The 20,049-nt window shown below is 65.3% G+C and carries 20 protein-coding genes and 1 tRNA gene; 18 read left to right on the forward strand and 3 right to left on the reverse strand.

What is annotated here, in order from left to right:
- From DY467_RS08400 to DY467_RS08420, 5 genes are all read left to right on the forward strand, one after another.
- Positions 1-1,224, forward strand: coding sequence for a branched-chain amino acid ABC transporter permease (locus tag DY467_RS08400; protein ID WP_164635270.1), 1,224 nt, complete (start codon positions 1-3; stop codon positions 1,222-1,224).
- The gene (locus tag DY467_RS08405) at positions 1,221-1,991 is read left to right on the forward strand and encodes an ABC transporter ATP-binding protein (protein ID WP_164635272.1); all 771 of its coding nucleotides are present in this window, start codon (positions 1,221-1,223) and stop codon (positions 1,989-1,991) included. The genes DY467_RS08400 and DY467_RS08405 overlap by 4 nt, the downstream gene beginning before the upstream one ends.
- Entirely contained in the window at positions 1,988-2,740 is a 753-nt protein-coding gene (locus DY467_RS08410) for an ABC transporter ATP-binding protein (RefSeq protein WP_164635275.1), read from the forward strand. The genes DY467_RS08405 and DY467_RS08410 overlap by 4 nt, the downstream gene beginning before the upstream one ends.
- 336 nt (positions 2,741-3,076) lie before the next feature.
- Positions 3,077-3,343: a hypothetical protein gene (locus DY467_RS08415; RefSeq protein WP_164635277.1), complete on the forward strand. Its 267-nt coding sequence runs from the start codon at positions 3,077-3,079 to the stop codon at positions 3,341-3,343.
- Between the two features lie 210 nt (positions 3,344-3,553).
- Entirely contained in the window at positions 3,554-5,215 is a 1,662-nt protein-coding gene (locus tag DY467_RS08420; RefSeq protein WP_164635279.1) for an NRAMP family divalent metal transporter, read from the forward strand.
- Between the two features lie 30 nt (positions 5,216-5,245).
- Here the strand turns inward: DY467_RS08420 and DY467_RS08425 are convergent, their stop codons facing one another.
- The gene (locus tag DY467_RS08425; protein ID WP_164635281.1) at positions 5,246-5,908 is read right to left on the reverse strand and encodes a TetR/AcrR family transcriptional regulator; all 663 of its coding nucleotides are present in this window, start codon (positions 5,906-5,908) and stop codon (positions 5,246-5,248) included.
- Positions 5,909-6,149: 241 nt separating this feature from the next.
- On the opposite strand from DY467_RS08425, the gene DY467_RS08430 reads away from it, so the two are divergent.
- Together DY467_RS08430 and DY467_RS08435 are read left to right on the forward strand one after the other, a co-directional pair.
- Entirely contained in the window at positions 6,150-7,382 is a 1,233-nt protein-coding gene (locus DY467_RS08430) for an acyl-CoA dehydrogenase family protein (protein WP_013501889.1), read from the forward strand.
- 152 nt (positions 7,383-7,534) lie between these two features.
- On the forward strand, positions 7,535-8,593 hold the full coding sequence (locus DY467_RS08435; RefSeq protein ID WP_164635289.1) for a phosphotransferase: 1,059 nt from the start codon (positions 7,535-7,537) through the stop codon (positions 8,591-8,593).
- A gap of 303 nt (positions 8,594-8,896) precedes the next feature.
- On the opposite strand, the gene DY467_RS08440 is transcribed toward DY467_RS08435, so the two are convergent.
- A complete protein-coding gene (locus tag DY467_RS08440) occupies positions 8,897-9,682 on the reverse strand; it encodes an SDR family NAD(P)-dependent oxidoreductase (RefSeq protein ID WP_164635290.1) in 786 nt (261 codons plus the stop codon).
- A 156-nt stretch (positions 9,683-9,838) separates the two neighbouring features.
- On the opposite strand from DY467_RS08440, the gene DY467_RS08445 reads away from it, so the two are divergent.
- Together DY467_RS08445 and DY467_RS08450 are read left to right on the forward strand one after the other, a co-directional pair.
- A complete protein-coding gene (locus DY467_RS08445) occupies positions 9,839-10,594 on the forward strand; it encodes a histidine phosphatase family protein (RefSeq protein WP_164635292.1) in 756 nt (251 codons plus the stop codon).
- A 146-nt stretch (positions 10,595-10,740) separates the two neighbouring features.
- Entirely contained in the window at positions 10,741-11,508 is a 768-nt protein-coding gene (locus DY467_RS08450; protein WP_164635294.1) for an SDR family NAD(P)-dependent oxidoreductase, read from the forward strand.
- A 126-nt stretch (positions 11,509-11,634) separates the two neighbouring features.
- Here DY467_RS08450 and DY467_RS08455 read toward each other — a convergent pair whose 3' ends face one another.
- Entirely contained in the window at positions 11,635-12,858 is a 1,224-nt protein-coding gene (locus tag DY467_RS08455) for a serine hydrolase domain-containing protein (RefSeq protein WP_164635296.1), read from the reverse strand.
- Positions 12,859-13,043: 185 nt separating this feature from the next.
- Between DY467_RS08455 and tuf the strand changes: the two genes are divergently transcribed.
- From tuf to rplL, 9 genes are all read left to right on the forward strand, one after another.
- Positions 13,044-14,234 (forward strand): elongation factor Tu, encoded by a 1,191-nt coding sequence (tuf, locus tag DY467_RS08460; RefSeq protein ID WP_164635298.1) that lies wholly within the window; start codon positions 13,044-13,046, stop codon positions 14,232-14,234.
- Between the two features lie 426 nt (positions 14,235-14,660).
- Positions 14,661-14,736 (forward strand) — tRNA-Trp (locus DY467_RS08465).
- 299 nt (positions 14,737-15,035) lie between these two features.
- Positions 15,036-15,224 (forward strand): preprotein translocase subunit SecE, encoded by a 189-nt coding sequence (gene secE, locus DY467_RS08470; RefSeq protein ID WP_012496665.1) that lies wholly within the window; start codon positions 15,036-15,038, stop codon positions 15,222-15,224.
- A 16-nt stretch (positions 15,225-15,240) separates the two neighbouring features.
- On the forward strand, positions 15,241-15,771 hold the full coding sequence (gene nusG / locus DY467_RS08475) for a transcription termination/antitermination protein NusG (protein WP_011158817.1): 531 nt from the start codon (positions 15,241-15,243) through the stop codon (positions 15,769-15,771).
- A gap of 214 nt (positions 15,772-15,985) precedes the next feature.
- Positions 15,986-16,414, forward strand: coding sequence for a 50S ribosomal protein L11 (rplK, locus tag DY467_RS08480; RefSeq protein ID WP_107345094.1), 429 nt, complete (start codon positions 15,986-15,988; stop codon positions 16,412-16,414).
- 7 nt (positions 16,415-16,421) lie between these two features.
- Complete coding sequence (rplA, locus tag DY467_RS08485; protein WP_012496664.1) at positions 16,422-17,111, forward strand: 50S ribosomal protein L1; 690 nt, start codon at positions 16,422-16,424, stop codon at positions 17,109-17,111.
- Positions 17,112-17,211: 100 nt separating this feature from the next.
- Positions 17,212-18,162: a 2-hydroxyacid dehydrogenase gene (locus DY467_RS08490; protein WP_164635300.1), complete on the forward strand. Its 951-nt coding sequence runs from the start codon at positions 17,212-17,214 to the stop codon at positions 18,160-18,162.
- A gap of 815 nt (positions 18,163-18,977) precedes the next feature.
- Entirely contained in the window at positions 18,978-19,496 is a 519-nt protein-coding gene (gene rplJ, locus DY467_RS08495; RefSeq protein WP_107345092.1) for a 50S ribosomal protein L10, read from the forward strand.
- 55 nt (positions 19,497-19,551) lie between these two features.
- Positions 19,552-19,929, forward strand: a complete 378-nt coding sequence (rplL, locus tag DY467_RS08500) for a 50S ribosomal protein L7/L12 (protein WP_107345091.1) — start codon at positions 19,552-19,554, stop codon at positions 19,927-19,929.
- Positions 19,930-20,049 lie beyond the last annotated feature (120 nt).

Genomic DNA, 20,049 nt, shown 5'->3' on the forward strand with positions numbered 1-20,049 from the left:
ATGAAGCACACCTCCAAACTCGCCGACATCGCGCTGCTGATCGGCTTTGCCATCGTGGTGGCGCTGGGCCCGATCATCTTCACCCCGATCGGTGCCGGCTATCCGGACCTGCTGCAGAAGTTCGCTATCTACGGCATCTTCGCCATCGGCTTCCACATCCTGTTCGGTCTCACCGGCTACCTGTCGTTCGGCCACGCCGCGTTCCTCGGCGTCGGCTCCTACGCCGCGGTGTGGTCGTTCAAGCTGCTGTCGATGGATCTGTTGCCCGCGGTGGCGATGTCGGTGGTGCTGGCCGGCGTGCTGGCGCTGGCGATCGGCTTCGTCAGCTTGCGCCGCTCCGGCATCTACTTCTCGATCCTGACGCTGGCGTTCGCGCAGATGTGCTACAACATGGCGTATTCGGTGCTGACGCCGATCACCAATGGCGAAACCGGCCTGCGCGTGCTGCGCCAGGATCCGCGCTATCTCGACGCCGCGATCGGCTACGTCTCGCCGACGCCGTCGCTGTTCGGCATGCAGATCACCGGCTGGACCGGGTTCTACATCTGCGGCGCGGTGCTGGTGGCGGCGTTCGGCCTGTCGATCGCGATCTTCCGCTCGCCGTTCGGCATGACGCTGCGCGCCATCAAGTCGAACCAGAACCGGATGGGCTACACCGGCTATTCGACCCGGCCGTATCTGCTGTCCGCCTTCGTGATCTCCGGCATGTTCGCCGGTCTCGCCGGCGCGCTGCTCGCCGCCACCGATCCGCTCGCGGGCGCCGAGCGCATGCAGTGGACCGCGTCGGGCGAGGTGGTGCTGATGACCATCCTGGGTGGCGCCGGCACGCTGCTCGGCCCGGTTCTCGGCACCGGCATCATCAAGTACTTCGAGAACATCTTCTCGGCCTACAACGAAGCCCAGCTCAAGGCGATGTTCACCTTCGTGCCCGACGGGCTGCGCGAACCGGTGGTCAAGACGCTGAGCCTGTTCGTCGGCGAAGGTTGGCAGCTCACCCTCGGCCTGCTGTTCATGGCGGTGGTGATCTTCCTGCCGGGCGGCGTGATGGAAGGCATCAACCGGCTGATCGGCCTGAAGCACACCCCGAAGGTCAAATCGCTCGGCGACTCGCCGCAGCGTGACGGTCTCGGCGAAATGGTGATCGAGGAGATGCCGTCGCACGACCGCACCGCCGAGATCGAGAAGAACGCCGCCGAGCAAAAAGCGAGAGCCACCGCGCCATGAAAGTGAACAGCGACATCGTTCTGCACATCGATCACGTCCACAAGACGTTCGCGGGTCTGCACGCGCTGGCGGATGTGCATCTCGACATCCGTGAGGGCGAGACCCACGCCATCATCGGCCCCAACGGCGCGGGCAAATCGACGCTGCTCAACGTCTGCGTCGGCGTGCTGCCGCCGACGCAGGGCAAGGTGATGTTCCACGGCACCCAGCTCACGGGGCTGAAGCCGTATGAGATCAATCAGCTCGGCGTGGCGCGGGTGTTTCAGACGCCGGAGATCTTCGGCGATCTGACCGTGCTGGAAAACGTCATGATGGCGATGCTGTCGCATCAGGACGGCGCGTTCCGGCTCAAGCTGGTGTCGCGCTTCGACGAGCAGGGCGAGATCGGCCAGCGCGCCGTGCAGGCGCTGCGCGAGCGCGGCCTCGGCGGCCATCTGTATCACCTCGCCGGTGCGCTCTCGCGCGGCGACAAGCGCCGGCTCGAGCTGGTGATGGGCCTGGTGCAGAAGCCGAAGCTGCTGCTGCTCGACGAGCCGACAGCCGGCATGGCGCGCGCCGACACCAACGCCACCATCGAGATCCTGCGGCAGATCAAGCAGTCGGGCATGACCATCGTGATCATCGAGCACGACATGCACGTCGTGTTCTCGCTCGCCGACCGCATCACCGTGCTGGCCGGCGGCCGCGTCATCGCGCAGGGCGTGCCCGACGAGATCAAGGGCAACCCGAAAGTGATCGAAGCCTATCTCGGCGAGGAACAAGTATGACGACGATGACCGCCGAACGGCCGCACGCCACCCACGCGGGCGAGACGCCGTATTTCTGCTGCCGCAACCTCAACGCCTATTATGGCGACAGCTATATCGTGCAGAACGTCTCGTTCTCGCTGAACAAGGGCGAGATCCTGGCTCTGCTCGGCCGCAACGGGGCCGGCAAGACCTCGACGCTGCGCTCGATCGCACGCGCCTCGACACCCGAGCTGGTCTCGGGCGAAGTGATCCTCGACGGCGTCAAGCTGCACGGCAAGCCGAACTATGTCGCCGCCCAGGCCGGCATCCAGCTGGTGCAGGAGGATCGCCGCATCATCCCGGGGATGACGGTGGAGCAGAACCTGCAGATCGCGGTGATCTCCGGCAGTGTCGGCTGGTCGTTCGAACGGATCTACGAGCTGTTTCCGAGGCTGGCCGAGCGCCGCAAGCAGGAAGGCGTGACGATGTCGGGCGGTGAGCAGCAGATGCTGGCGATCGCCCGCGCGCTGGCCCGCGATCTCAAGCTGCTGCTGCTCGACGAGCCCTACGAAGGCTTGGCTCCGGTGGTCCGCCACGACATCGCCAAGGCGCTCAAGGAAGTACGTGCCGCGGGCATCACCACCATCATCGTCGAGCAGAATGCGGTGGCGGCGCTGGAATTGTCCGACCGGGCCGTGATCCTCGACACCGGCGAAGTGGTGTTCGACGGCACCGCCAAGCACGTGCTGGATAGCGAAGAGCTGCGCCATCGCTATCTGGCGATCTGAGGTGTCCGCGCACGTGCGCGCAGCAAGGACGGGCGGTGCTGCGCACCGTCCGTGCCCACCGAACACGGCGGCGTGACCGGCCACAAACAGTGTTGACTCGATCGCAGGTGCGGGCGTACGGCTCCGGCCGGGTCGAGCCTTTGCGCGCGATCCTTCCTTCTCATCCAACGAAGAGCACATGGGCCCTAGCAGCTTTGGCCGCCTTCCCCCCGCGACAGGCCGGGCGAATGCGACCGCAACACATTGGACCGCGACCGTGTCGGGCCGCGTGAGCAAGGTGCGCTGCTAGCCGCCTGATCTCACCGTCCCGCCGCGTTGCGGCCGTGGAGGTGAGTGATGTCGATCAACTTCAAAACCGCATGGTGGCCGGCCTGGACCGGCCGCGCCGCGCGCCCGGCCGAGAGCCGGCGCGCCCACGCCAACGACAACGTCCGCAGCATGCCGCGCCGGGCGCAGCGTCCCGCACTCGCACTGCATTGGCATGTCGGCTCGGCCGGCACGCTGGTGGCCGGATGGACCGTGGTGCCGTCCGGCGCTGCCGCGGACGCCGAAGGCGGTGACACCGGCGACCGCGTGTACCAGCCGCCCTCGCGCGCGGCGTAATTGGAGCGCCCGGCGGCTTGCCGGGCAGGAGCCATTCCGATGGACCATCAACCCAGATTGCCCGCCGCCGCCTTCGTGCGTGCGGCGGGCCTGCCACTCCCGGAATCAGCACCAGACGTGGCCGTGCCGCATCGGCGCCGGGCCGGCGAGGGCGCTTAGCGCCGCTCTCCGTGTCCGGCCGCTGCGCGCAGGCCGGATCAGGAGAGACAAATGACCAAGCACATCCCCTTGCAGGCGACGGCAGCCTGCGCCGCCGTTCCGCCGAGCGCGGTGCTGGACAGCGCCCATCTCGGCGAGATCCGCGGCGCACTCGGCACTATCGCGGCCGATGACCGCGCGCCGCGGCGTACGCTCAAAGCCCGGCTGCAGACGCTGCTGGCAATCGCCGGTCCCGGCCTGATCGTGATGGTTGGCGACAATGACGCCGGCGCGTTCGGCACCTACACCCAGGCCGGCCAGAACTACGGCACCACGCTGCTGTGGACGTTGCTGCTGCTGATCCCGGTGCTGTACGTCAACCAGGAGATGGTGGTGCGGCTCGGCGCCGTCACAGGCGTCGGCCATGCGCGGCTGATCTTCGCGCGGTTCGGCAAGTTCTGGGGCGCGTTCAGCGTCGCCGACCTGTTCCTGCTCAACGCGCTGACGCTGGTGACCGAGTTCATCGGCATCAGCCTGGCGCTGCAATATCTCGGCCTATCGCAGTTCTGGGGCGTGATCGCGGCTGCGGTGATCATCACCTTTGCGGTCTCGACCGGTGACTTCCGCCGGTTCGAGCGGTTCGCGCTGGTGCTGGTCGCCGGCAGCCTGCTGCTGATTCCGGTTGCCGTGATGGTGCATCCGCCGCTGCCGCAATTGGCGCACGATTTCTTCGTGCCGAAGATGCCGGCCGGCGCGCCGCTCGGCGAGGTGATGCTGCTGATCATCGCCATCGTCGGCACCACCATCGCGCCGTGGCAGCTGTTCTTCCAGCAGAGCTATTTGATCGACAAGCGTATCACCCCGCGCTTCATCCGCTACGAGCGCTGGGATCTCTGCGTCGGCATCGGCCTGGTGATCATCGGCGCGGTGGCGATGATCGGCTTCTCGGCAGCGGCGTTTGCCGGCCGGCCGGAGTTCGGCGCTTACACCGATGCGCTCGGCACCGCGCACGGGCTGGAGCAGGCGGCCGGGCGGCTGCCCGCGATCCTGTTCGCCCTGGCGCTGCTCGACGCCAGCATCATCGGCGCCGCCGCAGTCTCGCTGTCGACCGCTTATGCGATCGGCGACGTGTTTGCGGTGGCGCATTCGCTGCATCGCAAGCCGCGCGAGGCGAAGGGGTTCTACGCGGTCTATGCCGGACTGATCGCGTTTGCGGCGGCGCTGGTGGTCACGCCTGGAATGCCGCTCGGCCTGCTCACCAACGCGGTGCAGACGCTGGCCGGCGTGCTGCTGCCGAGCGCAACGGTGTTTCTGCTGCTGTTGTGCAACGACAAGGCCGTGCTCGGGCCGTGGGCCAACGGCCGCGCCGGCAACCTGTTCACCGGTGCGATCGTCGCGGTGCTGGTGCTGCTGTCGGTCATCCTCACCGTGTCGGTGTTGTTCCCCGAGGTCGGCGAGCGGATGATCCTCGGCATCCTGGGCGGCGGCGTGGTCGGCGCGCTGCTGCTGTCCGCACTCGTGTCGCTGATCGCGCGCCGCCGACAGGACGTTCGCGCCGAGACCGTGGCGACGGCCGCTGTTGCGCTGGAAGAGTGGCGGATGCCGCCACTCGCGACGCTGCCGCCGGCCCGTCTCAGTGCCGTCAGCCGAATTTGGCTGCTGGTGCTGCGCGGCTATCTGGTGCTGGCTGCCGGGCTAGTGCTGTACCGCATCGTCGAGCTGATCGCGCGCTGAGGTGAGGTCGTCGGCGGTCGCTGCGCAGGCTCAGCGCCGCCGCGACACTGCGGCCTCGCTGGTGCCGATGGCGCCCATCTTCAGCGCCAGCGACGCGACCGCCACGACGCGGTCGATCACGCCGTCGACGTCGTCGAGATCGCAGGTGCCTTCCGACAGTCGCAGCAGGCGCTCGCTGTCGCGCACCGTCTGCTGCGCCATTGCCAGGGCGAAGTGCAGGCCCCAATAAATCTCGGCGTCCGGCTTGCCGGGCAGGGAGCGCCGCATCGCCGCGGCGAATTTGCGCAAGTGGTCGATCTCGCGGTTCTTGATCTTGCGGATCGGCGGGATGGTTTCGATCGCGGCGCGGATCATGAAGCGTGCGGCATCCGAGCGCTCGCTGTCCTGGCCGAGGCAGCCGCGCAATGTCGGGCCGATCAGCGCCCGCAACACCGCCTCGATCGGCGCGCGACCGCCGCCGGCGGTTTCCGCGGCCTTGAGCTCGTTGAACCGCTCGCGGTTGGTGGCAATCGAGCGGGTCACGAACAGTTCTGCGATCAGCTCGTCCTTCGAGCCGAAGTGATAGTTCACCGCGGCGAGGTTGACGCCGGCTGCGGCGACGATGTCGCGCAAGGTGACGTCACCGAAGCCGCGCTCGGCATACAGCCGTTCGGCGGCGGTCAGGATCGCACTGCGTGTGGTGTCGGTGGACATGCCGCTCCGCGGGAAATCATCGTTCTTGCAATTCAAACAGCTGTATGAAACTATCGTTTCACAGCCGGAAGTCAATGCGCCGTAGGCGCTGAGGCGCCGGCGGCTTCGTTTTCGCGGTTCGTGGTCTCCCGGCCCTCGGGGGATGCGGGGCGGAATCCGACTTGCGGGCGCGATGCGGCAGGACGACAGTGCCGCCACCCCGTCGGTCACAACAGTCTGGGAAAACAGTGAGGATCGCCTGATGGATTTCACGATGTCCGATCGCCAAAGCGAATGGCTGGACCGCGTCACCAAGTTCATGAACGACCACGTCCGCCCCGCGGTGCCGATCTACAAGCAGCAGGACGCCGAGGGCGAGCGCTGGAAGGTGATCCCGGTTCTCGAGGAGCTGAAGGCCAAGGCGAAGGCCGAAGGTCTGTGGAATCTGTTCCTGCCGCCGTCGTCGCACGACGATGACGAATTCCACGGCGCGGGTCTGTCCAACCTCGAATACGCGCTGCTGTCCGAGCAGATGGGCCACATCTCCTGGGCCTCTGAAGTATTCAACTGCTCGGCGCCCGACACCGGCAACATGGAAGTGCTGTTCCGCTACGGCACCAAGGAGCAGAAGCAGAAGTGGCTGCGGCCGCTGATGGCCGGCGAAATTCGTTCGGCGTTCCTGATGACCGAGCCGGCGGTGGCGTCGTCGGACGCGACCAACATCGAGACCCGGATCGAGAAGGACGGCGATCACTACGTCATCAATGGCCGCAAGTGGTGGTCGTCGGGCGTCGGCGATCCGCGCTGCAAGATCGCGATCGTGATGGGCAAGACCGATCCGAACGCTGCGCGTCATCAGCAGCAGTCGCAGATCCTGGTGCCGCTCGACACCCCCGGCATCACCATCGAGAAGATGCTGCCGGTGTTCGGCTTCGACGATGCGCCGCACGGTCACGGCATGGTCAAGCTGGAGAACGTCCGCGTTCCGGCGTCGAACCTCCTGCTCGGCGAAGGCCGCGGCTTCGAGATCGCGCAGGGCCGTCTCGGCCCGGGCCGCATCCATCACTGCATGCGCACCATCGGCAAGGCCGAAGAGGCGCTTGAGAAGATGGTCAAGCGCCTGCAGTCGCGCGTCGCGTTCGGCAAGCGGATCATCGAGTTCTCGGTTTGGGAGCAGCGGATCGCCGAAGCCCGCATCGACATCGAGATGAACCGACTGCTGTGCCTCAAGGCCGCCGACATGATGGACAAGGTCGGCAACAAGACCGCCCAGCTCGAGATCGCGATGATCAAGGTGGCGGCGCCGCGCATGGCGCAGCGCATCATCGACGAAGCGATCCAGGCCTTCGGCGGCGCCGGCGTGTCCGACGATGCGGGGCTCGCCAAGGATTACGCCAACATCCGTACGCTGCGGCTCGCGGACGGTCCGGACGAGGTGCACAACCGCGCCATCGCCCGCCTGGAGATGAAGAAGTACGCCAACGCGGCGCACTGACCGCGTAGGCCGCACAAAAACGTCATCGCCGGACTTGATCCGGCGATCCATCTCTTGAAAAGATGGATACCCGGGCCAAGCCCGGGTATGACCATTTTGGGATTGTCGGAACGCGCGGCGCGTAACGCGCGAACAAGAACAAGGAGCGTCACTTGGTCGGGAAGCGAAACGACGACGATTACACCGGCACCAAGCCGGTCGAGGAGCGGCATCGGGTCGACGAGGCCCGCCTCGCCGAATGGATGCAGGTGAACGTCGAGGGCTATCAGGGCCCGCTCGAGGTTCAGCAGTTCAGGGGCGGGCAGTCCAACCCGACCTATAAGCTCATCACCCCGAACCGTTCCTACGTGATGCGGCGCAAGCCGTTCGGCAAGCTGCTGCCGTCGGCGCACGCGGTTGATCGCGAATTCCGCGTCATCGCCGCCCTCGGCAAGCAGGGCTTCCCGGTCGCCAAGGCCTATGCGCTGTGCACCGACGACTCCGTGATCGGTGTGTCGTTCTACATCATGTCGATGGAAGAGGGCCGGGTGTTCTGGGATCCGACCCTGCCGACCCAGACGCCGGAAGCGCGCTGGGCGATCTTCAAGGCCAAGATCGAAACGCTGGCGCAGCTGCACAGCTATGAGCCGGAAGCCATTGGTCTCGGCGACTTCGGCAAGCCCGGCAACTACTTCGCCCGCCAAGTCGACCGCTGGAGCAAGCAGTACAAGGCGTCGGTGGCCGAGCCCATCCCGGAGATGGAGCGGCTGATGGAGTGGCTGCCGAGCACTGTGCCGGTGCAGGAGCGGGTGTCGGTGGTGCACGGCGACTACCGGCTCGACAACATGATCTTCCACGCCACCGAGCCGCGGGTGCTGGCGGTGCTGGATTGGGAGCTGTCGACGCTTGGCGATCCGATGGCCGACTTCACCTATCTGCTGATGCAGTGGGCGATGCCGGGCCTCGCCGAAGCCGATCTGAAGGCGCTGAATATCCCCACGCTGGAGCAGGCTGCTGACATCTATTGCAAGGCCGCGGGCATCGCCGGCGTGCCGAACCTCAATTGGTATCTGGCCTACAACACATTCCGCCTCGCTGGCATTCTGGCGGGCATCGCCGGCCGCGTCCGCGACGGCACCGCGGCCTCCGACAAGGCCAAGGAATCCGCCGCCCGCACCGTGCCAATGGCGGAGCTGGCGTGGGAATACGCCCAGAAGGCCGGCGCGAAGTAAGCGGGTTTCGAGATTGAAAAAGGCGCGGTCCGCAAGGATCGCGCCTTTTCTGTTGCTCTCACCAACGTCATTCCGGGATGCACACCGAAGGTGTGCAGACCTCCGGGGGCGCGCGTTACGCCAGCGCCCCGAATGACGAAATTGCGATATTCATCTCAAAAAGGTCGTCATCGCCCGGCTTGACCGGGCGCCCCAGTATCCCAGTGCGTCTTGGTCATCACGAACGCTCTGGAATACTGGATCCCCGCATGCGCGGGGATGACGATCGTGTGTAGAGCGGTCCGCTCCGCTCATCATCCCGTCTCAGATCGGCTTGCCCGCATAGGGCATCGACGCGGTCAGGCCGCCGTCGACCGGGAAGGCCTGACCGTTGACGTAGGACGCTTCGTCGCTGAGCAGGAACAGGCCCATGGTGGCGAGTTCGTGCGGCTGGCCGGCGCGCTTCAGCGGGTTGAGCTGACCGATCTTGTGATCGGTGCCGCGCTGCTTGGCATTGTCGAAAACCGGCTTGGTCATGCCGGTCTCGATCAGGCCGGGGCACACCGCGTTGATGCGCCCGCCGGTGCCGGACAGCGAGTAGGCGGTGGTCTGCACCAGGCTGATCACGCCGGCTTTCGACGCCGCGTAGGGATGGCCCGACGCGCCGCTCTTCAGGCCCGCGACCGAGGCGGTGCACACGATCGCGCCGTGTCCCTGTTTGATCAGATGCGGCATGGTGTGCTTGATCGCCAGGAACGGACCGATCAGGTTGACGCGCAGGATCTCCTGCCAATGCTCCGGCGTCTGTTCTGGCAGCGGCACCAGGCCGCCGCTGATACCCGCATTGGCCCAGATGCCGTCGAGCTTGCCGTAAGCGGCGAGCGCCTTGGCGACGAACCCCTTCACATCGTCCTCGGAGCCCGCATCGGCCATCACCGCTTCGGCGGTGCCGCCCGCCTTGCGCACTTGCTCGACCGTCTCCTGCACGCCTTCGGTGCGATCTACCGCGATCAGTTGCGCGCCTTCCTTGGTGAACAGCAGCGATGCCGCGCGGCCGATGCCGCTACCGGCGCCGGTGATGATGATGGATTTGCCTTCGAGGCGGCCCATGCGTTGCTCCCTGCTGATCGCTTCGGCGTTTGCCGTTTGACGGAATTGGAACGACGATCGTTCGATCGACATCGCGCGTTCGACACACAAGTGACTTGAGGCGATGCGAGGTCTGACGTACAGCGACTTGTGACCGGATTGAAAGGATTTTCTCGCATGACGAACGTGCCGCCGTCTTCCAACGACAAACCGTTCGTCGCCCAACATTCGGTGCCGGTCGGCGTCACCGCGACTCGGTGGTGGTGGGTGCGGCATGCACCGGTGCGCAGCGACGGCGGCAACATCTACGGCCAGATCGACATCGATTGCGACTGCAGCGATCGCGTGGTGTTCGATGCGGTCAGCCGGGTGCTGCCGCAGAACGCGGTGTGGTACGCGAGCAAACTGAAGCGCACCCATATGACCGCGGAAGCAATCTTCGCCGCCGGTTTCCCGCGCCCCGACGCCATCACGCAGGACGCCGATCTCAACGAGCAGCATCTCGGTGATTGGCAAGGCACCAACCGTGCCGCGTTCTTCGCCAAGCTGCCGGTCAATCTCGACACCTTCTGGTTTGCGCCGATCGACGAGCGCGCGCCAAACGGCGAGAGCTTCATGGATCTGTACGAGCGTACAAAGCGTGCGATCGCGCGGATCACCGCCGCGCATGCGGGCGAAGACATTGTTGCGGTCGCGCACGGCGGTACCATCAAGGCCGCGATCGGCGTCGCACTGCGCGATCAGCCGGAGCGGGGTCTGGCCTTCACCATCGACAATTGCTCGATCACGCGGCTTGATCACATGGCCTCGAACGGCCACGAGGGCTGGCGGATTCCGATGGTCAATCAGCAGCCGTGGATCGCCGATCCGTCGCACGCCGCGATGCACCAGCCCGCGGGCCCTGAATTGGCGACGCCGAGCAAGCTGGCCTAGGCACCATTGTCGAACCCAAGCCATCCGTCATTGCGAGGAGCGAAGCGACGAAGCAATCCAGCGTAGTGCACGGACCTGGATTGCTTCGCTACGCTCGCAATGACGGATAAGTCATCCACTCACAACAATCACAACGGGAGAGAAACATGAACTTGTTCGACCTGAGCGGCAAAGTCGCCGTCATCACCGGCTCGTCGCGCGGCATCGGCAAGGCGATCGCCGAGCGGATGGCGGAGCACGGCGCCAAGGTGGTGATCTCGTCGCGCAAGCAGGATGCTTGTGACGCGGTCGCCAAGTCGATCAACGACACCTATGGCGCCGGGACTGCGTTGGCGCTCGCCGCCAACATCTCCAGCAAGGATGACCTGAAGCGCCTCGCGCAGGAGGCGACTCAGAAACTCGGCAAGATCGACGCGCTGGTCTGCAACGCCGCGTCGAACCCGTATTATGGGCCGCAGGCCGGCATCAACGACGATCAGTTCCGCAAGATCCTCGACAACAACATCGTCGCCAACCACTGGCTGATCAGCGAAGTCGTGCCGCAGATGATCGAGCGCAAGGACGGTTCGATCACCATCGTGTCCTCGATCGGCGGCCTGAAGGGCTCGACCGTGATCGGCGCTTACTGCATCTCCAAGGCCGCAGACATGCAGCTCGCCCGCAACCTTGCTTGCGAGTACGGCGTGCACAACATTCGCGTCAATTGCATCGCGCCCGGCCTGATCAAGACCGACTTTGCCCGCGCGCTGTGGGAGAACCCCGAGACGCTGAAGCACTCCACCGCGCGCTCGCCGCTGCAGCGGATCGGCGAACCCGACGAAATCGCCGGCGCCGCCGTGTTCCTCGCTTCCAAGGCCGGCAGCTTCACCACCGGCCAGACCCTCGTGATCGACGGCGGCGCGACGATCAGCTGACCCTCTGGGGTCATTCCGGGGCGCGCGAAGCGCGAACCCGGAATCCCGAGGTCATAGGAACGAGAGTCATTCCGGGTTCGCGAGCTTTGCTCGCGCCCCGGAATGACTCGGGGAGAGGGCGGCTAACTACTCCACCGCCGCATACACCAGATCGCGCACCAGCGTGCGGAAGTATTCGCGCTGGCCGGGGCCCTGCGACATGAACACCGCGAACAGCTGTTCGGCGGGATCGATCCAGAAGAACGTGCCGGCGATGCCGCTCCAGTAGAACTGACCGACCGAGCCGGGGAAGGGCGAGATGCCCGGCTGGGTGCGGACCGCGAAGCCGAGGCCGAAGCCGTTGCCCGGCGGCAGGATGTAGTTGTCCGGCGGGATGTGCGGCTCGAGGTGATTGCTGGCCATCAGTTCCAGCGTCTTGCGGCCGATAATCCGCGTCCCATCCAGCGTGCCGCCGCCCAGCAGCATCTGGCAGAACCGCGCGTAGTCCATCGTGGTCGAGACCAGGCCGCCGCCGCCGGATTCCATCACCGGCTTTTCCAGCATGTTGAACAGCGCCACCGGATCGCCGGTCCACGGATCGGTCGGGAACGCCTCGGCGAGCCGGCCCTTGTTGTCGGCCGCGGTGTGGAAGCCGGTTTCGCTCATCTGCAGCGGCGCCAGGATGCGTTCGGTGAGGAACGCGCCGAGTGTCTTGCCGGCGACCACTTCGATCACCCGGCCGAGGATGTCGGTCGACCGGCTGTAATTCCACGCCGCGCCGGGCTGACACACCAACGGCATTGAGGCGATCAGGGTGGCGTGTTCTTCGTTGGTGATCTTGCGGCTGCGGATCCGCGAGGCCCGGTACATCTTGTGGATCGGACCATCGCCGGTGTGGTCGTAGGTGATGCCCGAGGTGTGGCGCAGCAAATCCTGGATAGTGATCGGGCGTTGCTGCGGCACCAGTTCCAGCTCGCCGCCGCGCACGATGCCGACGTTGGTATTCTCGAATTCGGGGATGAACTTCGAGAGCGGATCGTCGAGCAGCATCTGGCCGTCTTCGACCAGCTGCATGATGCCGATCGAGACGATCGGCTTGGTCATTGAGAAGATGCGGAAGATGCTGTCGCGGCGCATCGGCGCGTCGGAGCCGGGCGCCTGCCGGCCCAGCGCTTCGAACCAGCCGATCTTGCCCTTGCGCGACACCAGCACCGTGACGCCGGGGATGGTGCCCTTGTCGATCTCGCGCTTGAAGGCGTCCGACATCACCTGCAGCCGGCGCGGCGACAGCCCCAGGGTTTCGGGCTTGGCCTCCGGCAAAGCCGGGGTCTGCGGGGGGAGGGCGGAGGTTGCGGCGGCTGTCGCGGTCATGGCGTTTCCCGATTGCTGTTTTTGTTGTGGTCCGGCGCCGGTGTTCACACGGGTGTCATCCGGGCCTGCGGGGGCATTCCGCGCCAGATTGACCCATAAAATCCGGCTTGAACAGGGTGCTTTTCCGCAGTAACCAGCCGCGGTTTCGCCGCCTTCCAGGCTGGCGCCGACAAGGATGGAGAACGATGGCCAAAGCAAAGTTTGAACGTACGAAGCCGCATTGCAACATCGGGACGATCGGTCACGTCGACCATGGCAAGACGTCGCTGACTGCGGCGATCACCAAGGTTCTGGCGGAGACGGGCGGTGCGACGTTCACGGCCTATGACCAGATCGACAAGGCGCCTGAAGAGAAGGCGCGCGGCATCACGATTTCGACCGCGCACGTCGAGTACGAGACGCAGAACCGTCACTACGCGCACGTCGACTGCCCCGGTCACGCCGACTACGTGAAGAACATGATCACCGGTGCGGCGCAGATGGACGGCGCGATCCTGGTGGTGTCGGCGGCCGACGGCCCGATGCCGCAGACCCGCGAGCACATCCTGCTGGCCCGTCAGGTCGGCGTGCCGGCGCTGGTGGTGTTCCTGAACAAGTGCGACATGGTCGACGATCCGGAACTGCTCGAGCTGGTCGAGATGGAAGTGCGCGAGCTGCTGTCGAAGTACGACTTCCCGGGCGACGACATTCCGATCGTGAAGGGCTCGGCGCTTGCGGCGCTGGAGAACTCGGATCCGAAGCTGGGTCACGACGCGATCCTGGAGCTGATGCGCCAGGTCGACGCCTACATCCCGCAGCCGGAGCGTCCGATCGACCAGCCGTTCCTGATGCCGGTGGAAGACGTGTTCTCGATCTCGGGCCGCGGCACCGTGGTGACCGGCCGTGTCGAGCGCGGCATTCTGAAGGTCGGCGACGAAATCGAAGTCGTCGGCATCCGCGACACGCAGAAGCACACCTGCACCGGCGTCGAAATGTTCCGCAAGCTGCTCGATCAGGGCCAGGCGGGCGACAACATCGGCGCGCTGCTGCGCGGTACCAAGCGTGAAGACGTCGAGCGTGGCCAGGTGCTGTGCAAGCCGGGTTCGGTGAAGCCGCACACCAAGTTCAAGGCCGAAGCCTACATCCTGACCAAGGAAGAGGGTGGCCGCCACACCCCGTTCTTCACCAACTACCGTCCGCAGTTCTACTTCCGCACCACCGACGTGACCGGTGTGGTGCACCTGCCGGAAGGCACCGAGATGGTGATGCCGGGCGACAACATCGCGATGGAAGTGCACCTGATCGTGCCGATCGCGATGGAAGAAAAGCTGCGCTTCGCCATCCGCGAAGGCGGCCGCACGGTGGGCGCCGGCGTCGTCGCCGCGATCATCGAGTAACAACTCGATCGACGTGATGAGCTTGGGTAAGCCGCGCATACGCTTTGCCGTATGCGCGGCTTTTCTTTTCGCTTGGGCTTGGCCGGTGGCAGGCGAGGCGGCCTGTCCGGACCGGCCGCCGTGCAAAGGTTGCGGCTGCAGGGGCGGTCCTGGCTATCGCGCGCCGGATGGTCACTGCGTCGGTTTCCGCGAACTCCACCGGGTGTGCGGCACCCCGCCGAGCCGCTGCGTTTTCGAAAATGCGCCGGGCACTGGCGCCAACCGGGAATGCGCGCTGGCGCGCCCGGCGCGGCCCGGATCGAAGCCGGCCGCAGAGCCAGCCCCCAACGCGGCAGTGGAATAGACCAAAGCCTAACCGCGCATCCCACTTGCCAGCAGGGGGGTGCCTATGCTTCAACCGGCGCATTCGGCGGCGACGCCGGCCCTAGGAGTGTAGCTCAATTGGTAGAGCACCGGTCTCCAAAACCGGGGGTTGGGAGTTCGAGCCTCTCCACTCCTGCCAGGCGCGCTCCGTAAATCTGACAGCTGGTTGAAACTGAACGGATTTTCTGTCTGCGGCGGGTTGCCGCGACGGTCCCGTGCGCGGCTCTGTCCACCGCCGCGCAGCTTGACGTTTTGCCGAACTCGCCATACAAGGCCTCACTCGCTGCCGGCCCGCTTCGACGGATTTCCGGCGCGGCTTTGATTTCCCGAAAATTGGGCCCGTTGTCGGCTCATCCCCGGCGAGGTTCGCCAGGGTTGGGTTCACCGGGGCTGTTCGGATTTCTGAAACACCCACATTCGACTGATCTGGATCACACGATGGCCTTCAGCCCGTTCAAATTCCTGCAGGAAGTGCGGAGCGAGACCGCCAAGGTGACCTGGCCGACCCGCCGCGAGACCTCGATCACCACGATCATGGTGTTCGTGATGGTGGCGCTGGCTTCGATCTTCTTTTTTGCCGCCGACCAGGTGATCAGCGTTCTGATCCGCCTGTTGCTCGGCGTTTGACGGCAGGCCCCTTACCATGAGCATGCGCTGGTATATCGTCCACGCCTATTCGAACTTCGAAAAGAAGGTCGCCGAATCGATCAAGGAGCAGGCCAAGCAACGCGGCCTGGAAGATCTGTTCGAGCAGGTGCTGGTGCCGACCGAGAAGGTTACCGAGGTGCGCCGCGGCCGCAAGGTCGACGCCGAGCGCAAGTTCTTCCCGGGCTACGTGCTGGTGAAGATGAACCTCACCGACGAAGCCTTCCACCTGATCAAGAACACCCCGAAGGTCACCGGTTTCCTCGGCGCCGAGAACAAGCCGATGCCGATCTCGGAATCCGAGGCGATGCGCATCCTGCACCAGGTGCAGGAAGGCGTGGAGCGCCCGAAGGCGTCGGTGTCGTTCGAGATCGGCGAGAACGTTCGCGTCGCCGACGGTCCGTTCGCGTCGTTCTCCGGCGTGGTCGAGGAAATCGACGAGGCGCGTTCGCGCGTGAAGGTCGCGGTGTCGATCTTCGGCCGCGCCACCCCGGTCGAACTGGAATTCGGTCAGGTCGAGAAGGTCTGATCGTTACTGTCATTGCCGGGCTTGACCCGGCAATCCATCCGCTTCGTTTGAAGAGGGATGGATGCCCGGATCAAGTCCGGGCATGACGGAAGAGGGTAGGGCGAAGGCTCTGCTCTTTAGAGACGTGGGAGGCGGGCCGGTGATCGCCAGTCATCGGAAAACGCCCCACCACGGAACCTGAAACCGCCGGTTCGCCGGCAACAGGAGAGTTGGTATGGCAAAGAAAGTGACCGGATACCTGAAGTTGCAGGTGCCGGCCGGAGCGGCGAACCCGTCGCCTCCGATCGGTCCCGCGCTTGGTCAGCGCGGCCTCAACATCATGGAGTTCTGCAAGGCGTTCAACGCGCAGACCCAGAAGGAAGAGAAGAACACGCCGATTCCGGTGGTGATCACGATCTACGCCGATCGTTCGTTCACCTTCGAGATGAAGACCCCGCCGATGTCCTACTTCCTCAAGCAGGCGGCCAAGATCCAGTCCGGCTCCAAGGCGCCGGGCCGTGACTTCGTCGGCAAGGTGACCTCCGCGCAGGTGCGCGAGATCGCCGAGAAGAAGATGAAGGATCTCAATTGCGACACCGTCGATTCGGCCATGCGTATGGTCGAGGGCTCTGCCCGTTCGATGGGCCTGCGGGTCGAGGGGTAAGGCGAACATGGCAATCGGTAAGCGTCTGAAGAAGATCCGGGAAGGCATCGACCGCACCAAGCTCTATCCGCTCGACGAAGCGGTGAAGCTGGTCAAGGAGCGCGCCATCTCGAAGTTCGACGAGACCATCGAGGTCGCGATCAACCTCGGCGTCGATCCGCGTCACGCTGACCAGATGGTCCGCGGCGTGGTCATGCTGCCGAACGGCACCGGCCGCACCGTGCGCGTCGGCGTGTTCGCGCGTGGCGCCAAGGCGGACGAAGCCAAGGCTGCGGGCGCCGACGTCGTCGGCGCGGAAGATCTGGTGGAGCAGGTTCAGGCCGGCAACATCAACTTCGACCGCTGCATCGCCACCCCGGACATGATGCCCCTGGTCGGCCGCCTCGGTAAGGTGCTCGGCCCGCGCGGCATGATGCCGAACCCGAAGATCGGCACGGTGACCATGGACGTCGCCGGCGCGGTCAAGGGTGCCAAGGGCGGTTCGGTCGAGTTCCGCGTTGAGAAGGCCGGTATCATCCAGGCCGGCGTTGGCAAGGCCTCGTTCGATGCCGACAAGCTGGTGGAGAACATCAAGGCGCTCGCGGACGCGGTCAACAAGGCCAAGCCGACCGGCGCCAAGGGTACCTACATTCAGCGCGTTGCGGTGTCCTCGACCATGGGCCCGGGCGTGAAGGTCGAGCCGGGCACCGTCCACTAAGTCCGTTGCCCGGACGATGACGATTTGAAGAGGGCGGACGGGGCAACCCGTTCGCCCTTTTTGCTTGCTCGCAAAACAACAAAAAACGGGAGGGGCAGAAATGGCCGACAAGGTTCTGGTGGCGTCGCGGTTTGGGCGGTCGATGCTGGGGAGATTTGCCGAGCGGTTCGAGCTTCTGGAGACCGCCGGCAAACCGGCCGATCAGGTGTTCAGTGCCGCCGAGCTCGCCGATGTCCGCGCGCTGCTGACGATGGGCGGCCAGCCGCTCGGCCGCGAGACCTTCGACATGCTGCCGGCGCTCGGCGCGGTGGTCTGCTACGGCACCGGCTATGACGGCGTCGACCTGAAGGCTGCTGCCGAGCGCGGCATCGTGGTCGGCAACAGCCCGGCGGCGAATGCCTCCGCGGTCGCCGATCTGGCGCTGGCGCTGCTGTTGGCGCTGATGCGGCGGGTGCTGCCGGCCGACGCCTATGTGCGGGCCGGGGGCTGGTCCGGCGCCAAGCCGTCGCCGATGCTGAAGCCGCCGCGCGGACTGACCGGCGCCAAGGTCGGGGTCTATGGCATCGGCGAGATCGGCCGCAAGATTGCCGCCCGTGTCGCCGGCTTCGAGACCGAGGTCGCCTATCACAGCCGCAGCCGCCACGACGTGCCCTACACCTATATCGGCAGTCTCACCGAACTGGTGGAGTGGTGCGACGTGCTGCTGGTCGCGGTCCGCGCCGGCCCGGATACCGAGAACATCATCGATGCCGGCCTGCTGAAGCGGCTCGGACCGAGCGGCGTGGTGGTCAACATCTCACGTGGTTCGGTGATCGATCAGCCGGCGCTGATCGCCGCTCTGGCCGATGGCACGATTGCCGGGGCCGGCCTCGACGTGTTCGCGCAGGAGCCGTACGCGCCGGATGCGCTGGCCGAGTTTCCGAACGTGGTGCTGACGCCGCATATCGGCGGTCACACCCAGGAAGCCCACCGCGCGATGCAGGACTGCGTCATCGCCAATCTGGCAGCGTTCTTCGCGGGGCAACCGCTGCCGAATCCGGTGCAGGGGTAACGGCTCCGACCTCAGGCCACGCTGACGGGCTCGGAACTGCCGCCAGATCGGCAGCCGAACCCGCAACAGAGACAAAGGCATGGTCCCTTCGGTTCATCGTTTCGCTGAAGATGAGCGGGCGGGCCGGCGCCTCTTGTCGGACCGGTGAGTCGGTCGACCGGAAGGCTTGCGCGGCCCGGCTCGATCCGGCAGGATTCACCTCGTCGTTGCCGCCGCGGCCCCCTCGAGTGGGCCCCTATGCCAAAATCGTGCCGATTGGCGAAGTTTGCTCTTGGCAAGCGCATTAAGACTCGCTAAACACCCCGCTCCGGGCGTGCCGGCTGTGGCTGGCGCGCCCGTGCGCGCATTCCAATGACCTGATCGATAGGAGGCTGTTCCTTCAACTCATCCACCCGGATCGCTGAAGGATGCAGAACACTGTCGCTCGATCGGAATGCGGGCAGGGATCGGAAAGGTCGATAGGCCGGCTCGCCGGACTATTTGCCAGAACGATCTTGGTCCTGTCCAAGACTGCAGGCGCCGAAGCGGAAGCTTACGTTTCCTCAAAGGCTTAATCATACGGCCTGCATAGACGGGTGAAGACCGGATTTTGTGTCTCAACGCTACGGGCGTCGGGATGCGGATAGGGTTCGAACCTCGACACCCCGTTCGGGCGAAGGCGGTCAGCCGGAGCCGGTTCGGGAGGGCAGGCAATTCACGATCGTCTCGCCCTACGTGTCCTTGGAGGCTTGCGCCTCGGGGTCGGGTTGGAGCGGGACGGTGGGTGCAACCCGGTGGTCCTGCTCGTAGGGACCGCCAACCGGAGAGAGCTTGCTGTGGAAAGAGCGGCAAAAAAAGAGGCGGTCGAATCGCTGAATGGTCTGTTCCAGACCACCAGCGTCGCGATCGTCGCTCACTATTCCGGCCTCACCGTTGCCCAGATGCAGAAGCTGCGCCAGCAGATGAAGCAGGCGGGCGCCTCGGTGAAGGTTTCGAAGAACCGTCTCGCCAAAATTGCTCTTGAAGGCACCGACGTCGCAGCCATCGGCTCCCTGCTGAAGGGGCCGACTGTGATCGCTACATCCAGCGATCCGGTGGCGGCGCCGAAAGTTGCCGTCGAATTCGCCAAGGCGAACGAGAAGTTCGTCATTCTCGGCGGTTCGATGGGCACAACCGTCCTGAACGTCGATGGCGTCAAGGCTCTTGCCTCGCTGCCGTCGCTCGATGAACTGCGCGCCAAGCTGGTCGGCCTCGTCCAGGCCCCGGCGACCAAGATCGCGCAGGTCACCACCGCTCCGGCTGCGAAGCTGGCCCGCGTGGTTCAGGCCTATGCCTCCAAAAGCGAAGCGGCCTGACGCTTCACTCCCAATCAACCCTGGTTCGAACTGATACCCGTAAGGAACTGATTCAATGGCTGATCTGCAGAAGATTGTTGACGACCTCTCGAGCCTCACCGTGCTCGAAGCCGCTGAGCTCGCCAAGATGCTCGAAGAGAAGTGGGGCGTCTCGGCCGCTGCGGCCGTCGCGGTTGCCGCTGCTCCGGGCGCCGGTGGCGCCGCCGCTCCGGCGGAAGAGAAGACCGACTTCACCGTTGTCCTGGCCTCGGCCGGCGACAAGAAGATCGAGGTGATCAAGGAAGTCCGCGCCATCACCGGCCTGGGCCTCAAGGAAGCCAAGGATCTGGTCGAAGGCGCTCCGAAGCCGCTCAAGGAAGGCGTCAACAAGGAAGAAGCCGACAAGATCAAGGCCCAGCTCGAGAAGGCTGGCGCCAAGGTCGAGCTCAAGTAAGCCGATCGGTTTGGCCGGGCCCGGGTCTCCCCGGGTCCGGCACGATCGCGGTTCGGGCCTTCGGGTCCGGGCGGCAACGGCGAGGCGGGCTGCGGTGTGCCCGGACGAGCCGTCACAGGA

This window comes from Rhodopseudomonas sp. BR0G17 (assembly GCF_010907025.1).
GTDB classification, from domain to species: domain Bacteria; phylum Pseudomonadota; class Alphaproteobacteria; order Rhizobiales; family Xanthobacteraceae; genus Rhodopseudomonas; species Rhodopseudomonas palustris_H.

Excerpts from the sequence above, each read along its gene's own strand:
- DY467_RS08400 (WP_164635270.1), top strand. The coding sequence starts at position 1 with ATGAAGCACACCTCCAAACTCGCCGACATCGCGCTGCTGATCGGCTTT.
- DY467_RS08405 (WP_164635272.1), top strand. The coding sequence starts at position 1,221 with ATGAAAGTGAACAGCGACATCGTTCTGCACATCGATCACGTCCACAAG.
- DY467_RS08410 (WP_164635275.1), top strand. The coding sequence starts at position 1,988 with ATGACGACGATGACCGCCGAACGGCCGCACGCCACCCACGCGGGCGAG.
- DY467_RS08415 (WP_164635277.1), top strand. The coding sequence starts at position 3,077 with ATGTCGATCAACTTCAAAACCGCATGGTGGCCGGCCTGGACCGGCCGC.
- DY467_RS08420 (WP_164635279.1), top strand. The coding sequence starts at position 3,554 with ATGACCAAGCACATCCCCTTGCAGGCGACGGCAGCCTGCGCCGCCGTT.
- DY467_RS08425 (WP_164635281.1), bottom strand. The coding sequence starts at position 5,908 with ATGTCCACCGACACCACACGCAGTGCGATCCTGACCGCCGCCGAACGG.
- DY467_RS08430 (WP_013501889.1), top strand. The coding sequence starts at position 6,150 with ATGGATTTCACGATGTCCGATCGCCAAAGCGAATGGCTGGACCGCGTC.
- DY467_RS08440 (WP_164635290.1), bottom strand. The coding sequence starts at position 9,682 with ATGGGCCGCCTCGAAGGCAAATCCATCATCATCACCGGCGCCGGTAGC.
- DY467_RS08445 (WP_164635292.1), top strand. The coding sequence starts at position 9,839 with ATGACGAACGTGCCGCCGTCTTCCAACGACAAACCGTTCGTCGCCCAA.
- DY467_RS08450 (WP_164635294.1), top strand. The coding sequence starts at position 10,741 with ATGAACTTGTTCGACCTGAGCGGCAAAGTCGCCGTCATCACCGGCTCG.
- DY467_RS08455 (WP_164635296.1), bottom strand. The coding sequence starts at position 12,858 with ATGACCGCGACAGCCGCCGCAACCTCCGCCCTCCCCCCGCAGACCCCG.
- tuf (WP_164635298.1), top strand. The coding sequence starts at position 13,044 with ATGGCCAAAGCAAAGTTTGAACGTACGAAGCCGCATTGCAACATCGGG.
- secE (WP_012496665.1), top strand. The coding sequence starts at position 15,036 with ATGGCCTTCAGCCCGTTCAAATTCCTGCAGGAAGTGCGGAGCGAGACC.
- nusG (WP_011158817.1), top strand. The coding sequence starts at position 15,241 with ATGAGCATGCGCTGGTATATCGTCCACGCCTATTCGAACTTCGAAAAG.
- rplK (WP_107345094.1), top strand. The coding sequence starts at position 15,986 with ATGGCAAAGAAAGTGACCGGATACCTGAAGTTGCAGGTGCCGGCCGGA.
- rplA (WP_012496664.1), top strand. The coding sequence starts at position 16,422 with ATGGCAATCGGTAAGCGTCTGAAGAAGATCCGGGAAGGCATCGACCGC.
- DY467_RS08490 (WP_164635300.1), top strand. The coding sequence starts at position 17,212 with ATGGCCGACAAGGTTCTGGTGGCGTCGCGGTTTGGGCGGTCGATGCTG.
- rplL (WP_107345091.1), top strand. The coding sequence starts at position 19,552 with ATGGCTGATCTGCAGAAGATTGTTGACGACCTCTCGAGCCTCACCGTG.